This is a genomic window from Gorillibacterium terrae, from assembly GCF_051594785.1.
GTDB lineage: Bacteria > Bacillota > Bacilli > Paenibacillales > NBRC-103111 > Gorillibacterium.
The window spans coordinates 1,518,457-1,533,251 of record NZ_JBPPGI010000001.1; the positions used below are offsets into that span (position 1 = coordinate 1,518,457).

Annotated in this window: 16 protein-coding genes; all 16 read left to right on the forward strand. The window is 62.5% G+C overall.

All coding sequences use genetic code 11. The features are described 5' to 3' along the window. Positions 1-3: 3 nt before the first annotated feature. Positions 4-876 (forward strand): UbiA-like polyprenyltransferase, encoded by an 873-nt coding sequence (locus ACSEXS_RS06505; protein WP_438432348.1) that lies wholly within the window; start codon positions 4-6, stop codon positions 874-876. Further along, positions 873-1,466, forward strand: coding sequence for a UbiX family flavin prenyltransferase (locus tag ACSEXS_RS06510; protein ID WP_438432349.1), 594 nt, complete (start codon positions 873-875; stop codon positions 1,464-1,466). The genes ACSEXS_RS06505 and ACSEXS_RS06510 overlap by 4 nt, the downstream gene beginning before the upstream one ends. Before the next feature lie 4 nt (positions 1,467-1,470). Further along, positions 1,471-2,322: a menaquinone biosynthetic enzyme MqnA/MqnD family protein gene (locus tag ACSEXS_RS06515; protein WP_438432350.1), complete on the forward strand. Its 852-nt coding sequence runs from the start codon at positions 1,471-1,473 to the stop codon at positions 2,320-2,322. 4 nt (positions 2,323-2,326) lie between these two features. Continuing rightward, positions 2,327-3,301 (forward strand): polyprenyl synthetase family protein, encoded by a 975-nt coding sequence (locus tag ACSEXS_RS06520; RefSeq protein WP_438432351.1) that lies wholly within the window; start codon positions 2,327-2,329, stop codon positions 3,299-3,301. Positions 3,302-3,425: 124 nt separating this feature from the next. After that, positions 3,426-3,869, forward strand: coding sequence for a nucleoside-diphosphate kinase (gene ndk, locus ACSEXS_RS06525; protein ID WP_438432352.1), 444 nt, complete (start codon positions 3,426-3,428; stop codon positions 3,867-3,869). A gap of 27 nt (positions 3,870-3,896) precedes the next feature. Then, positions 3,897-4,682 carry a CheR family methyltransferase gene (locus ACSEXS_RS06530; RefSeq protein ID WP_438432353.1) on the forward strand — a complete coding sequence of 262 codons (786 nt, stop codon included), beginning with the start codon at positions 3,897-3,899 and terminating at the stop codon, positions 4,680-4,682. A gap of 178 nt (positions 4,683-4,860) precedes the next feature. Next, a complete protein-coding gene (locus ACSEXS_RS06535; RefSeq protein ID WP_438432354.1) occupies positions 4,861-5,073 on the forward strand; it encodes a hypothetical protein in 213 nt (70 codons plus the stop codon). A gap of 267 nt (positions 5,074-5,340) precedes the next feature. Next, on the forward strand, positions 5,341-6,504 hold the full coding sequence (gene aroC, locus ACSEXS_RS06540) for a chorismate synthase (protein ID WP_438432355.1): 1,164 nt from the start codon (positions 5,341-5,343) through the stop codon (positions 6,502-6,504). 1 nt (position 6,505) lies between these two features. Further along, the gene (aroB, locus tag ACSEXS_RS06545) at positions 6,506-7,612 is read left to right on the forward strand and encodes a 3-dehydroquinate synthase (protein ID WP_438432356.1); all 1,107 of its coding nucleotides are present in this window, start codon (positions 6,506-6,508) and stop codon (positions 7,610-7,612) included. Beyond that, positions 7,603-7,986 carry a chorismate mutase gene (aroH, locus tag ACSEXS_RS06550; RefSeq protein ID WP_438432357.1) on the forward strand — a complete coding sequence of 128 codons (384 nt, stop codon included), beginning with the start codon at positions 7,603-7,605 and terminating at the stop codon, positions 7,984-7,986. The genes aroB and aroH overlap by 10 nt, the downstream gene beginning before the upstream one ends. Before the next feature lie 356 nt (positions 7,987-8,342). After that, positions 8,343-9,893 carry an anthranilate synthase component I gene (gene trpE, locus ACSEXS_RS06555; RefSeq protein WP_438432358.1) on the forward strand — a complete coding sequence of 517 codons (1,551 nt, stop codon included), beginning with the start codon at positions 8,343-8,345 and terminating at the stop codon, positions 9,891-9,893. A 63-nt stretch (positions 9,894-9,956) separates the two neighbouring features. After that, on the forward strand, positions 9,957-11,009 hold the full coding sequence (trpD, locus tag ACSEXS_RS06560; RefSeq protein WP_438432359.1) for an anthranilate phosphoribosyltransferase: 1,053 nt from the start codon (positions 9,957-9,959) through the stop codon (positions 11,007-11,009). Next, positions 10,999-11,814, forward strand: a complete 816-nt coding sequence (gene trpC, locus ACSEXS_RS06565; protein WP_438432360.1) for an indole-3-glycerol phosphate synthase TrpC — start codon at positions 10,999-11,001, stop codon at positions 11,812-11,814. Before trpD ends, trpC begins: the two co-directional genes overlap by 11 nt. Before the next feature lie 5 nt (positions 11,815-11,819). Then, positions 11,820-12,647 (forward strand): phosphoribosylanthranilate isomerase, encoded by an 828-nt coding sequence (locus ACSEXS_RS06570; protein WP_438432361.1) that lies wholly within the window; start codon positions 11,820-11,822, stop codon positions 12,645-12,647. After that, complete coding sequence (gene trpB, locus ACSEXS_RS06575; protein WP_438432362.1) at positions 12,640-13,902, forward strand: tryptophan synthase subunit beta; 1,263 nt, start codon at positions 12,640-12,642, stop codon at positions 13,900-13,902. Before ACSEXS_RS06570 ends, trpB begins: the two co-directional genes overlap by 8 nt. After that, complete coding sequence (gene trpA / locus ACSEXS_RS06580; RefSeq protein WP_438432363.1) at positions 13,899-14,768, forward strand: tryptophan synthase subunit alpha; 870 nt, start codon at positions 13,899-13,901, stop codon at positions 14,766-14,768. The genes trpB and trpA overlap by 4 nt, the downstream gene beginning before the upstream one ends. Positions 14,769-14,795: the final 27 nt, after the last annotated feature.

The window sequence follows — 14,795 nt, forward strand, 5'->3', positions numbered from 1 at the left end:
TTCATGCTGAAGAAAGTACGGATTTTTCTGGAAATGATCAAGTTTGAGCACACGCTCTTCGCTTTGCCGTTCGCGTACATGGGAGCAGTCCTCGGCTCGGTCGTCTTCTTCGGACACTTGCCCTCCTGGGGGCAGGTCGGCTGGATCACCCTGGCCATGGTCGGCGCCCGCAGCGCCGCCATGGGACTGAACCGCATTATCGACCGCACCATCGACAAGAAAAACCCGCGCACGGCGGGAAGAGCGATTCCGGCGGGACTGCTGTCATTCAAGGAAGTCATGGTCTTCGTCGTCGGTTCCTTCGCGCTGTTGTTCCTGGCCACAAGTCACCTGAGTACGCTGGCCATCAAGCTGTTGCCGGTCGCCGTCTTCATGCTCGTTGCATACTCCTATACGAAGAGAATCACCTGGCTCTGCCATCTCTTCCTGGGCCTGACCTTGGGGCTCGCTCCGGCCGGAGGCTGGCTCGCCGTCACCGGTCAAGGCAGTTGGACTTGTCTGATCTTCTATCTTTCTATCGCTTTTTGGACAACCGGATTCGATATTATCTACGCTTGTCAGGATGTCGATTTCGACCGCAAGGAAGGCTTGAAATCGGTTCCGGTCCGGTTCGGCGTGCGGGGAGCGCTTTGGATCGCCAAGGGCTGCCATCTGTTGACCGCCGTCGGGCTGACCAGCCTGTTCTTCCTGACCTCTCTCAGCTGGTGGTATTTTGCCGGCATCGTGATTTCTTACGGCATTCTATTCTATGAACACGCCATCGTGAGCGAGAAAGACCTCACCCGCGCCAACACCGCTTTCTTCACCATGAACGGGGCGCTCAGCTGCGTCGTGTTCGCCTTCACCCTGGTCGATACGGCGGTTCGTTATCTATGAACAAGCGATGGATCGTCGGCATCACGGGGGCGAGCGGCTCCGTGTATGGCGTCAAGTTGGTGCGGGCCTTGCTGGAAAAAGAATTCGAGGTGCATCTGGTCATCACCGACGCGGGATGGCGGGTGCTGCACGATGAGCTGGGCTGGAGCTCGTCGAAACGCAAAGAAGAATTGGCGGAAAGATTCACTAATGGGAACGAGCGGCTGATCTATCATCCCATCCAGGATATCGGAGCGAGCATCGCTAGCGGCTCCTTCCGTACGGAAGGGATGGTCGTGGCTCCCTGCTCGATGGGCACGCTGTCGGGCATCGCCCACGGCGCATCCGGAAATTTGCTGGAACGGGCCGCCGATGTTATGCTGAAGGAAAATCGCCGCCTGCTGCTGGTTCCCCGGGAAACGCCGCTGTCGGTGATTCACTTGGAGAACATGCTTCGGCTTGCGCAGCTTGGGGTGAAGCTCATTCCGGCCATGCCGGCCTTCTATCAGCAGCCGGCTTCCTTGGAAGAGTTGACCGACTTTATGGTCGGACGGGTTTTGGATTCGATGAATATCGAGCACGACTTATACCGAAGATGGGGAGAGCCGTAAGCGTATGACAGAGACCCTGCGGATCGGCCGCATCCTCTATACCAACGTCTGGCCGATCTTTCACCACTTTCCGGCCGAGCGCTTTGCCGGCCGCGTGCAGTTGACCACAGAGGTACCGGCGTCCCTGAACCGGGCGATGGCGGAAGGGGCTATCGACATGGGCCCGATCTCCTCCTTCGCCTATGGCGAGCATTCGGACGAATATCTGCTGTTTCCCGATCTATCCGTCAGCGCGTTCGGACGGGTGAACTCAATCCTGTTGTTTCACAAGAGGCCGCTTGCCGACATTGCCGCAGACGGCGGCCGTCTGATGCTGGCGAACACCTCGGCGGCCTCGGTCCATCTGCTGAAGATTCTGATGGCCAAACGGTTCGGCGGCAATCCTGCCTACCGCTACGACGAGCCCAGCCTCTCCCGCATGCGGGAGGACGAAGACGGAGCGCTCTTAATCGGCGACGACGCCATTCGGGCAAGCTGGAGCAATACCGGGTACGAAGTGACGGACCTCGGTCAGCTTTGGCGGGAATGGACCGGCCAGTGGATGTCGTTTGCCGTCTGGGCGGTTCGCCAGGACGCCGCCGAACGGTATTCCCAGCTGCTGTCCGAAGTCTACCGCGCCTTTCTGGAGAGCAAGCGGACCGGTCTGGCCCAGCCGGAGGACATGATCCGGCACGCCGTTCAGACCGTCGGCGGCAGCCCCTCGTACTGGCGCTCCTATTTCGGCGGCTTGTCATTCGATTTTGGCCCCGACCAGCGCCGGGGACTTCAGCTTTATTACGATTACGCGTATGAACTGGGCCTCCTGGAGCGCCCGGCTACCATTCGCTTATGGCAAGACATTCCGTCGTACAGGTGAACCCATGAAGCTTATCGACATTTACACAAGAGTAAAAAAAGACCTGAACGCCGTGGAAAAGGAACTGGAGAAAAGCGTGTATTCCGACCACGTGCTGCTCCGGGAGGCGTCCGTGCATCTGCTGAAGGCGGGCGGCAAACGCATTCGGCCCGTGTTCGTGCTGTTGTCGGGCGAATTCGGCGAATACCGGCTGGAGCAGATGAAGAAGGTCGCCGTCCCTTTGGAGCTGATTCACATGGCCTCCCTCGTTCACGACGACGTGATCGACGACGCGGATACGCGGCGCGGCCAACTGACCGTCCGCTCCAAGTGGGATAACCGGATCGCCATGTATACCGGCGATTACATCTTCGGCAAGGCGCTCGGCGTGATCACCGAGCTGGAGAACCCGCAGATTCACCGGATCATGTCGCGGGCGATCGTGCAGATGAGCATCGGCGAGATGGAGCAGGTCCGCTTCTTCTTCCATACGGAGCAGACGATCCGCGACTATCTCCTGCGCATCAAGCGCAAGACGGCGCTGCTCATCGCGGTGAGCTGCCAGCTCGGCGCCCTCGCCGCCGGAGCGGACCGGACCACGGCGGAGCGCTTGTATTCTTACGGATTCAACGTCGGCATGGCTTTCCAGATCCGCGACGACCTGCTCGACCTGAGCGGAACGGAAGAGGAGATCGGGAAGCCGCCCGGCAGCGATATCAAACAGGGCAACCTTACGCTCCCGGTGCTGTACGCCCTTCGCGAGCCCAAGCTCCGCGGTCCGCTCCTCGAAGAGATCGAGCGCATCCGGCAGGCGGACGGCCAGACGGACGTGTCCCGCTTTCTCGCCATCGTCCGGCAAAGCGAAGGCTTGCAAACCGCTGAACGGATGGCCGACCGCTATATCGACAAAGCCATCCTGCATCTGAACCGGCTGCCCGACATCCAGGCCCGCCGGGATCTGATCGGAGTCGCCCATTTTGTCGGAGAACGCTCGTATTGACGATTGACGCCTGTCGCTTGACCAAAGTCTGCAGCACAAGAACGCATTCGCCCTTTCGCTCGAAGATCCCGCTTTTGTCCGGATCACTGTGTCCGGCTCTATTCCAGAGAAGAAGGTGAGCAGAGTGGAACGTACGTTTTTGATGGTGAAACCGGATGGGGTGCAGCGCGGCCTCATCGGGCAGATCGTGAGTCGCTTCGAGGCAAAAGGCTTCCGGCTGGCCGGAGCCAAGCTGATGCAGCTGTCCCGGGAAATGGCGGAGCAGCATTACGCCGAGCATGTCGGCAAGCCGTTTTTCGAAAGGCTCGTCGGGTTTATCACGTCGGGGCCCGTGTTTGCCATGGTGTGGGAGGGAGACCGGGTCATCCCGCTGTGCCGTTCCATGATGGGCAAGACGGACGCTCTGGAGGCCGCCCCGGGCACGATTCGGGGAGATTTCGCCGTACATATGAATTTCAACCTCATCCACGGTTCCGATTCGGCCGAAAGCGCGGCGAGGGAGATCAAGCTATTTTTCAAGGACGACGAGCTGCTCGAATACGACAAGGTGCTTTCGGTCTGGGTGTAACGGGCAGTCGTTTGGCAGGGGGAACCAATGGAGAACGAGGACCAGGATTTTTCGCGGTTTGTGGGGAACATTAAAGGGTTGACCGGCATCGACCTGACCTTGTACAAGGAAGCGCAGATGAAGCGGCGGTTGACCACGCTGCGGATCAAGCTCGGCTTTTCCAGCTTCGACGCGTACTATCAGGCACTGGCCAAAGACAAGGAATTGCTGTATGAATTTCTCGACCGGATGACCATCAACGTCTCCGAATTCTGGCGAAACCCGAACCGCTGGACCGTGCTGAAGGAACGGTTCGTGAAGGAGCTGGCGGGACCCGGCAAAAAACTGAAGGTCTGGAGCGCCGCCTGCTCCACCGGCGAAGAGCCCTATACGCTGGCGATGATTCTGAGCGAGCTCGGACTGCTCCAGGGGAATATGATCCTGGCGACCGATCTCGACGAAGGCGTCCTCGCCAAGGCCAGGCAAGGCGTCTACATGGACCGGTCGATCCGCGACGTGCCGCCCGACTTGATGAAGCGCTATTTCCACCAGGAGGCGGGGCTGTTCCGGATTGCGCCCGAGCTGAAGAGCCACGTCGCCTTCAAAAAGCAGGATCTGCTCGCGGACCGGTTCGATACCGGCTTCGACCTCATTGTCTGCCGCAACGTGATGATTTACTTTACGGAAGAAGCCAAGGATAAGCTGTACCACAAGTTTTCGGACGCGCTGCGGCCGGGCGGGCTGCTGTTCGTGGGCAGCACGGAGCAGATCTTCACGCCTTCCCGCTACAAGTTCGAGCTGGCGGACACGTTCTTTTACCGCAAGGCCGAATAGAACTCCCCAATCGGCCCTATAGCGGGTATAGCAGACGGGCTTCCGGTATAGGCTAGTTCCAGGAACCCGCATGCCGCGTCCCCAAACGGGGAGACCGCTTATACCGCTGCCGATAAAGAGTACCGGCGAAAGAAGTGTCGCATGCGGGCAATCGCCAACCAGACGGGAGGATCGTTCCATGGACAAACGCGGGATCGTCATGGCTTACCGGAAGGGCATTCTGACTCGGGAGCAATGCGCCCAGATGCTCGGAATCGATTCGGAGCCGCTGCTCGGTCTGGTCAGCGGAGAATCGCAACGGCTGCTGCCCCCGACGGAACGGGGAGCGAGTGCACCGGCCGGGCGTACGCGGCTATTCTCGGGCAAGCGGTTTGGAAAAGCCCGAAGCTAATGGACGGCACTCTCGCCGGACAATGGAATGAACGGAAGCCTGCAGAGCAGAGCCCGGAGACCGCCGTGAACGCACGGCGGTTTTGCTGCATCGGCGATCGCGTTGGCGAAGGGTGAGAGCGAGCTGCCCAGAGAACGCGTCGAAGTTCGGGACAAAGGATTGTCAAAGGAACCGGGCTATATTATAATTAGCGCATAAAAGCGCTAAAGCGTTAATGATCGTTACAGCGAACAGAGATGGATTAAGCTTGCTTAAGGGGGAACCGGTTTGCGTTATTTGACAGCGGGGGAAACGCACGGGCCGCAGTTGACGGCCATCATTGAAGGCTTGCCGAGCAACCTGCCGTTTTCGGCGGAGGCCGTCAACGAAGAGCTTGGCCGCCGCCAAAAGGGATACGGGCGCGGGCTGCGGATGCAGATCGAGAAGGACACCGTCCAGGTGGTTGGCGGAATTCGGCACGGCTATACCACCGGCGCTCCCGTGGCGCTTGTGGTGGAGAACAACGACTGGAAACACTGGACGAAGATCATGGGAGCCGAGCCGGCCGAAGAGGAGAACGAAGGAAAACGCCGTATTCTGCGCCCTCGCCCCGGACATGCGGATTTGAACGGCGGCTTGAAATACAACCAAAAGGACCTGCGCAACATCCTGGAGCGCTCCAGCGCCCGGGAAACCACGATGCGCGTGGCGGTGGGCGGAGTGGCGAAGCAAATGCTTGCCGCCTTCGGCATCCGGACCGCCTGCCAAGTGCTGCGGATCGGCGAGATCGAGGCGGAGCGTTCGGAGCTGTCGGCCAGCGAGCTGGCTGCGGCGACGGAGGAGTCTCCGGTGCGCGTTGCCGATAAGGCGGCCGAGGCCCAAATGATCGCGGCCATCGATGCGGCCAAAGCGGACGGAGATACCTTGGGCGGCATCGTCGAAGCGGTGATCGAAGGCGTGCCGGTGGGATTGGGCAGCCATGTCCAATGGGACCGCAAGCTGGACGGAAAGATCGCCCAGGCGGTCTTGTCGATTCAGGCGTTCAAGGGCGTCGAGTTCGGTATCGGCTTCGAAGCGGCCAAACGGCGCGGCTCGCAGGTGCACGATGCCATCCTCTACAGCGAGGAAGGCGGCTTCCGCCGGGAGACCAACCGGGCCGGCGGCTTCGAGGGAGGCATGACCACCGGAGAGCCGATCGTCGTCCGGGCGGTCATGAAGCCGATCTCGACCTTGTACAAGCCGCTTAAGAGCGTGGATATCGACACGAAGGAAGCTTTCTCCGCCCAAGTGGAGCGTTCCGATACGTGCGCGGTTCCGGCGGCGGCCGTCATTCTGGAGAATGTGGTCGCCTGGGAAGTGGCGAACGCCTTCCTGGACAAGTTCGGCGGCGATTCCCTGGAGGAAATTGCGGCTAATCTGGCGAGCTATCGGGCTCAATTGGAGCGGTATTAAGATGAGAACACTGACGGTCGATCTCGGTGAGCGGTCCTATCCCATCTACATGGGTCAGGGGATTTCGGACCAGATCTCCCGGTATTTGGCGGAGAGAGGCATCTTGCCCTCCTCCCCCTTGCTCGTGGTGACGGACAGCAACGTGGCGCCTCTGCACCTGGATCGCTTGAAGACGGCGCTCGGCGAAGGCGGTTACCGCGTTCACGACTGCATCGTCCCGGCCGGCGAAGCCAGCAAATCGCTGGACCAGTTGGCGGAAATCGTCCGGGTCGGGCTGGAAGCGGGACTTGACCGGAGCTCGGTGATCGTCGCGCTCGGCGGCGGAGTCGTCGGCGATTTGGCCGGCTTTGCCGCAGCCAGCTACATGCGCGGCATCCGGTTCGTGCAGGTGCCGACGACCATTCTGGCGCATGACAGCAGCGTCGGCGGCAAAGTCGCCGTCAACCACCCGCTGGCCAAGAATGTGATCGGGGCCTTTTACCAGCCGGAGCTGGTTCTCTACGACATGCAGCTCCTGCGCACGCTGCCGCCGCGGGACGTGCGCTCGGGCCTCGCCGAAGTGCTGAAGGAAGGGCTTATTCTCGACAAGGAGTATGTCGAGTGGCTGTCCGATCATGCGGATGCCCTCCTGGCACTCGAACCGAAGGCGCTTGAGGACGCGCTGTTCGAGGCCTGCCGCATCAAGGCCGAGGTCGTCGGTCAGGACGAGCGGGAGAACGGCATCCGGGCCGTGCTGAACCTGGGGCATACGATCGGACATGCGCTGGAGGCCGTGGCGGGCTATGGGACGCTGATGCACGGCGAGGCCGTGGCGATCGGCATGGTCGGCGCAGCTCGGCTTGCCGAGTATTTCGGGCGGCCGCGGCGGCTTACGGAGACGATCCGCGACCTCTTGCTGCGCTTTGATTGTCCGGTCACGATCCCGGCCGAGCTCGATACCGATGCCATTCTGGAAGCGATGATGCACGACAAGAAGTTCCGGGAAGGCAAACTGACCTTCATTCTGCCCGTCGACATCGGGCGGGTGGAGATCAGCCGCAGCGTGACCCGCGAGCAGGTGAGAAGCGTCATCGAGCAGTTGAAACAGGAGGAACAGCCATGTGGGTAAGAGGAATCCGCGGTGCGACCACCGTCGAGCAGGACGATAAACAAGAGATCTTGACCGCCACCGCCGAGCTGCTGCGCAGCATTGTCGAGGCGAACGACGTGGTGCCGGAAGACATCTGCAGCGTCTTCGTGACGACGACGCACGATTTGACGTCCGCCTTTCCCGCGATGGCCATCCGGCAGCTCGCCGGTTGGGAGCTGGTTCCGCTCATGTGCGCGCTGGAAATTCCGGTCCAGCCGAGCCTGCCGCGCTGCATCCGGCTGATGGTGCAGGTGAACACCACACGGACACAGAAGGAAATCCGCCATATTTACATGAACGAGGCGAAGAAGCTTCGCCCGGACATCGCGGATGCCGGCGCGCCGAAGGCTTGAGCGTTCGATAAGCGCGCACCGGAGGCGATTCAAGCGATTTTACGGTTGACGGCCATTCCTTCCGTCCTGTATAGTGGGGAATAAGCAAGGAGCCGGATTCGGGCGGGAGCGCCTGGATCGGTTAGCGAAGAGAAGTAGAGCCGAGAAGAGTTGAGTCGAGTGGAGCGAAGGCCGGCGTTTCATCGCCAGGGCCGTTCGGAAGCGACATTGCCAATGGGCAGTGTGTCGTTTGGCATACCTGCGGGAGAATGGATCCGTCGGGTATCCACACTTGAATCCAAACCTTTTGCCCTCTACTTCGGTAGAGGGCTTTTTGCATTCGTAATCCCCCAAGAGAAGAGGAGTTGAGCGCCGATATGTATCAACCTGAGCTTGCCGAAGTGGTGCATCTCGCCAAGGACTACAACCTGATTCCCGTCGCCCGCCGCATCATGGCCGACACCGAGACGCCGATCCGCGTGTTCCGGCATTTTTCCGACGAGCCGAAGGCTTTCCTGCTGGAAAGCGTCGAGGGGGGAGTCAAGTGGGCAAGGTACTCGTTTATCGGCTCCGCTCCGTATCTGACCCTGGAGGGGAAGAACGGCACCACCCAGGTCACGGCCGGCGGCGAGACGCGGGTCTACCGGGAGCGACCGCTTGAGGTGCTCAAGGCGTATCACCGGTCGTACCGCAGCCCGTCTCTGCCGGGATGGCCGCGGCTGACCGGGGGAGCGGTCGGGTTTTTCGGGTACGATCTGCTGAAGGATTACGAACGGCTGCCGGAGCACCGGCGCGACGATCTCCAGATGCAGGACATGCGCTTCCTCTTCTGCGACCGCCTGGTCGTGTTCGATCACTTCCGCCAGGAGCTGCTCGTTATCGGCAACGTCCACGTCGCTCCCGGCGCAACGGACCGGGAGCTGGCCGAGGAATATGCCCGGGTGTGCAGTGAGATCGACCGGACGGTCGAGAAGCTGCAACAGGCCCCGCCGCCGCTCGAGAAGCCGAAGCGGCCGATGCCGAACGAGGTGGATCTGGAGGGCATCCGCTCTAATCTGACCAAGGAACAGTACATGGCCAACGTGGAACGGGCCAAGGAATACATCCGGGCGGGCGATATTTTCCAGGTGGTGCTCTCCCAGCGCTTCGAAAAGGCCACGCCGATCCACCCGCTCCAGGTATACCGGGTGCTGCGCACGACCAACCCCAGCCCGTACATGTACTATTTGAAATTCGACGAGGAAATTATCGTCGGAACCTCCCCCGAGCTGCTGGTCCGGGTGGAGGACGGCAAGGTGGAGACGCGGCCCATCGCCGGAACCCGGCCGCGCGGCAAGACCGAGGAGGAGGATGCGCGCCTGGAGGCGGAGCTGCTTGCGGACGAGAAGGAGCGGGCGGAGCACCTCATGCTGGTGGATCTGGGCCGCAACGACATCGGGCGGGTGGCGGAATTCGGCTCGGTCCGCTGCGATTCGTTCATGGACATCGAACGCTATTCCCACGTGATGCATTTGGTTTCGAACGTGACGGGGCGGATGCGCTCGGATAAAGACTTCTTCGACGCCTTCATCTCCTGCCTGCCGGCGGGCACGGTGTCCGGGGCGCCCAAGCTGAGAGCGATGGAGATCATCGCCGAGATCGAGAACGAAGCGAGAGGCTGCTATGCGGGGGCGATCGGCTATCTGGGCTTTTCCGGCAACCTCGACACCTGCATCACGATCCGCACCATCGTCTTCAAGAACGGCAAGGCGTATGTGCAGGCAGGCGGCGGGCTGGTCTGGGATTCGATTCCGGAAAAGGAGTACGAGGAGAGCTGCAACAAGGCAAAGGCGATGCTTCGCGCGATCCGGCTGGCCGAGGAAATGTTCTTGGACGGGGAAGAGGCCGAGCCGGAGCCGGTGATCAACGGAGACTATTACTACGCCTAAAGGCGGATAAGTTCGCCCGAAAAGGAAAACGAGCATTCAGCGGAGGAAGAGGAGGAGAGCGAGATGGAGATCATCGAAAGCCCGGTATTTACGGTGCGGCAGGCGATCGCGAGGGTAGCCGAGGGCCAGGACTTAAGCCGGACGGAAGCCCGGCAGGCCATGGCGGAGATTATGGAGGGCAGGGCCACGGAGGCGCAGATCGGCAGTTTGATGACGGCGCTGCGCATGAAGGGAGAGACGGCCGAGGAAATCACCGGCTTCGCCGAGCTGATGCGGCAAAAGGCGAATCGGGTGGAGACAGAGGCGACGGACCTGTTGGATACTTGCGGCACGGGCGGCGACGGAGCGAAGACCTTCAACATCTCGACCGCTTCGGCTCTGGTGGCCGCGGCGGGCGGCATCCGCGTCGCCAAGCACGGCAACCGGGCAATGTCCAGCGCGAGCGGCAGCGCCGATGTGCTGGAGGCGCTCGGCGTGAACATCTACCTCGATCAGGCGCAGGCGGCGGAATGCCTCTCGCGCATCGGCATCTGCTTCCTCTTCGCCCAGTCCTATCACGGCTCAATGAAGCACGCGGCGGGGCCGCGCAAGGAGCTCGGCATCCGGACCGTGTTCAACCTGCTGGGGCCCCTGACCAATCCCGCCGGAGCCGACCGGCAGTTGATGGGCTTGTATGACCGAAGCCGGACCGAGCTGGTCGCCGAAGTGATGCGATCGCTCGGCGTGAAGCGGGGCCTCGTGGTCGGCAGCCTCGACGGACTCGACGAGATCAGCGTTTCGGCGCCGACGCGGGTAACTGAGCTTGCCGACGGCCGGATCGTCACCCGCGAGGTGACGCCCGCCGAGCTCGGGCTCGGCACCTATGCGCTCGCGGAGATCGCCGGCGGCAGCGCGGCCGTCAACGCCGAGATCATCCGCAGCGTGCTGGGCGGCGAACGCGGTGCGGCCCGCGACGTCGTGCTGGCGAACGCCGGAGCCTGCTTCTATGTCGCCGGCCGGGCTGCGAACCTGCGGGCCGGTGTGGAGCAGGCGGCGACCATCGTCGATACCGGCCGCGCTTCCGCCAAGCTGGAGGAGCTGATCGCCTGCACCCGGGAGGCGAGCCATGTTTCTTGACCGGATTCGTGCCACCAAGGAAAAGGAAGTCCGCGAGCTAGCCGTCCGTTTCGACCGGCGCGAAGCGGAGCGGGCGATCGCCCAGCTCCCGCCCTGCCGCGGGTTCGCCGAAGCCCTGACGGAGAAGCGGCGGCGGCCGGTCGGCCTCATCGCCGAGGTCAAGAAGGCCTCGCCGTCGAAGGGGCTCATCCGCAGCGACTTCGACCCCGTCGCCATCGCCCGTGCCTATGAGGCCGCCGGGGCCGACTGCCTGTCGGTGCTCACCGACCGCGATTACTTCCAGGGCGGCGTCGAATACCTGAAGGCCGCGCGGGCAGCGGTGCAGCTGCCGGTGCTGCGCAAGGATTTTCTCATCGATGAGCGCCAGATTTACGAGGCCCGCCTGATCGGGGCGGACGCCGTGCTGCTGATCGCGGCGATGCTGGCCGATGCGGAGCTGCAGCGCTTCGCGATGCTGGCCGCCGAGCTCGGCATGGACGCGCTGGTCGAGGTGCACGACCGCAGCGAGCTGGAGCGGGTGCTAGCCCTCGAAGCCGAGCCGAAGCTGATCGGCATCAACAACCGCAACCTGCATACCTTCGAGACCGACCTCGCCACGACGGCCGAGCTGGCCGCTCTGGTTCCGCCGTCCCGCTTCCTTGTCAGCGAGAGCGGTATTGCCGGTCCGGCCGACATCGTGCGACTTAACGGCGATGGAGCGCAAGCGGTGCTGGTCGGCGAACATTTCATGCGGCAGGCCGACATCGGCCAAGCCGTCGCCGATCTGATGGGGCCGCTTCCGTCGGCCGCTGCGGAAAGGATTTGATGCCGATGGCCAAAGCGAAGACCGACCCCATGGACGCGGCGGAAATTCCGGCCGTTCCCTCGGTGAAAATCTGCGGAATCCGCGACGAGACGACGCTGGCCGGGCTGCTCACGCTGCCCGTCGATCAGATTGGCTTCGTCTTCGCGCCGAGCCGCCGCCGGGTGACGCCGGAGCAGGCCGGCGCCTGGATTCGCAAGATCCAGGCGGAGCGGGGGCCTGCCCGGCACCGGACGGTCGGCGTCTTCGTCGAGCCGGAGCGGGATGAACTGGCCGCCGTGCTGAACCGGGCGCCGGTGGACATCGTCCAGCTGCACAGCCGGGAACCGGCGGAATACTGCCGCTGGATCAAGGAGCGCTTCGGCGTCGAGGTCTGGCGGGTCGTCTCCTTCTCCGCTGCACCGGACGATTCGGCCGGGGCATCCCGACCCGGCTCCCTCCGCCCCGCCGACACTTCGAATGGGTTGCCGAACGGCCGGAATGCCAACGCCGCCTATCCCCCTGACCTTTATGCTGCTGCAGCAGGCCCCGAGGAGCAGCTGAAGCCTTTTGCCGGCATCGCGGATGCCATTCTCCTCGACACCTACGATCCCGTGACGGTCGGAGGCAGCGGCCGCACCTTTCCCTGGACGGCGATTCCCGCCTACCGGGAGACGGCGCACCGCCTCGGGTTGAGGCTGATCGCGGCGGGTGGGCTCACGGCCGCCAATGTCCGGACTCTGTTGGACGAGTACGCTCCCGACGGAGTTGACGTATCGGGCGGAGTCGAAACGGACGGAAGCAAGGATTGGACCAAAATCAAAGCATTCGTGGAAAGGGTGAAGGGTCATGAGTAAGCTGACAGAATCGACGCGAGGACAGACCGGGGAGGAGGCGCGGCCATTCGCTTCACAGGCGGCCTCCGTGCCGGACGAACACGGCCGGTTCGGCAAGTTCGGCGGCAAGTACGTGCCGGAAACGCTGATGAACGCGCTGATCGAGCTGGAGGACGCGTACAAGCTCCATTCCGCCGATCCCTCCTTTCGCGAGGAAATCGCCTATTTGCTGAAGGAATACTCGGGACGCCCCACTTCCCTTTATTATGCGGAGCGGCTTACCCGGCACTTGGGAGGCGCGAAGATCTACCTCAAGCGGGAGGACCTCAACCATACCGGCGCCCACAAGATCAATAACGCGATCGGGCAAGCCGTCCTCGCCAAGCGGATGGGAAAAAAGAAGCTGATCGCCGAGACCGGAGCGGGCCAGCATGGGGTAGCCACGGCGACGGTCGCGGCGCTGATGGGCTTCGAATGCAAGGTGTTCATGGGCGAGGAGGACACCAAGCGGCAGCAGCTCAACGTCTTCCGGATGAACCTGCTCGGCACCGAGGTCGTGCCGGTTCTTTCCGGAACGCGGACGCTCAAGGATGCCTGCAACGAAACGCTGCGCTACTGGGTCAGCAATGTGGAGGATACCTATTACATCCTCGGCTCCGTCACCGGCCCCCATCCGTATCCGATGATGGTGCGCGACTTCCAGCGGATCATCGGCGACGAGACGAGGCGGCAGATCCTGGAGAAGGAGGAGCGGCTGCCGGATTTGGCGATCGCTTGCGTCGGCGGCGGCAGCAACGCCATGGGCATGTTCTACCCGTTCGTCGAAGACGAGTCGGTTCGGCTGATGGGCGTCGAAGCGGCCGGGCGAGGGGTCGATACCGCCGAGCATGCCGCCACGATGACCAAGGGCAGCCACGGCGTCTTCCAGGGCTCGCTGAGCTACCTGCTGCAGAACGAGCACGGGCAGGTCCTGCCCGCTCATTCCATCTCCGCCGGCCTGGATTATCCGGGCGTCGGTCCGGAGCATGCTTACCTGAAGGACCAAGGCCGGGCCGAATACGTCCCGATCACGGATGCCGAAGCGCTGGAGGCGCTCCATCTGCTGAGCCGGACCGAAGGAATTATCCCGGCGCTGGAGAGCGCCCATGCCATTGCTCAGACGGTAAAGGTGGCGCCGACGATGGGCAAGGATCAGATCATTGTCGTCAGCCTGTCCGGGCGCGGCGATAAGGACGTCGAATCGATTATGAGCTATCAGAAGGGGGTACAGGCATGAACCGGCTGACTCTGGACAATCAAACGGAACGAGCGGGGGACGAGAACGCCGTTTCCCGGCAGAATCGCATCGACCGGGCTTTCGCCGCAGCGAAGAACGAAGGGAGGACGGCGCTGATCCCGTTCCTGTCCGTCGGCGATCCCGACCTGGACACCTCGGTCGACATTATCCTCGAGCTGGAGAAGGCGGGAGCCGATCTCGTCGAGCTGGGCGTTCCTTATTCCGATCCGCTGGCCGACGGTCCAGTGATTCAGCGTTCTTCCCTGCGGGCGCTGGATGCCGGAACCTCGCTCGCCGATTGCATCCGTACGGCCCGTCTCTGCCGCGAACGGGGCAGCGAGCTGCCGTTCATCCTGTTCTCCTATTTCAATCCCGTCCTCCAGTTCGGGCTCGAGCGTTTCTTCGCGGAGCTGGCCGCGCATGATATCAGCGGCCTGATCCTGCCCGATCTGCCCGTGGAGGAGAGCGGCCCGGTGCGGGCGCTGGCCCAGGCGGCCGGCGTTCACCTCATTCCGCTCGTTGCGCCGACCTCGCGGGAGCGGATCGCCCGGATCGCGGCGGAGGCGTCCGGCTTTCTCTACGCCGTCTCCTCACTCGGCGTCACCGGCACGCGCAGCGAGTTCGCCTCCGGCATCGAAGAATTCCTCGCCGCCGTCAAGCAGGCGAGCGAGCTTCCCGTCGCCGTCGGATTTGGCATTTCCAGCGCCGACCAGGTCAAGCGCTTCTCGCGCATCTGCGACGGCGTGGTGGTCGGCAGCGCCATCGTCCGCAAGATCGAAGAGGCGCTGCCGCTCTTGACTGAACCGGCTACCAAGGCGGAAGGGCTCTTGCAAATCCATGAATTTGTGAGACAATTGAAAGAATAATTTCACGGCGCACGGCTGTGGAATCGC